Source organism: Saccharothrix sp. ST-888, assembly GCF_000955975.1.
Classification (GTDB): Bacteria; Actinomycetota; Actinomycetes; order Streptomycetales; family Streptomycetaceae; genus Kitasatospora.
In genome coordinates, this window is record NZ_JYJF01000377.1 from 1 (window position 1) to 445 (window position 445).

1 protein-coding gene is annotated in these 445 nt (G+C 73.5%); it reads left to right on the forward strand.

Translation table 11 applies throughout. The features are described from left to right. Positions 1 to 445: acyltransferase domain-containing protein (locus UK12_RS33170; protein ID WP_045306927.1), on the forward strand; the 445-nt coding region annotated here is incomplete at both ends.

Sequence of the window (445 nt, forward strand, 5' to 3'; positions counted from 1 at the left end):
GCCGGTGCTGTGGGCGGTGATGGTGTCGCTGGCGGAGGTGTGGCGTTCGGCGGGGGTCCGTCCGGCTGCGGTGGTGGGTCATTCGCAGGGTGAGATCGCCGCTGCTGTGGTGGCGGGTGCGCTGTCGCTGGAGGACGGCGCGAGGGTGGTGGCGCTGCGCAGCCGGGCGATCGCCGGTGGTCTGGCGGGCCGGGGCGGCATGGTGTCCCTCGCGCTGCCGGTGGAGGCCGTGCGCGAGCGGCTCGCGGCCTGGGGCGAGGAACGGATCTCCGTCGCTGCGGTCAACGGTCCGTCGTCGGTGGTGGTTTCGGGTGAGCCGGCCGCACTGGAGGAGCTGCTGTCCTCCTGTGAGGCGGACGGTGTCCGGGCTCGCCGGGTGCCGGTGGACTACGCCTCGCACTCGGCGCAGGTGGAGTCGATCCGCACCGAACTGCTGGACGTCCTG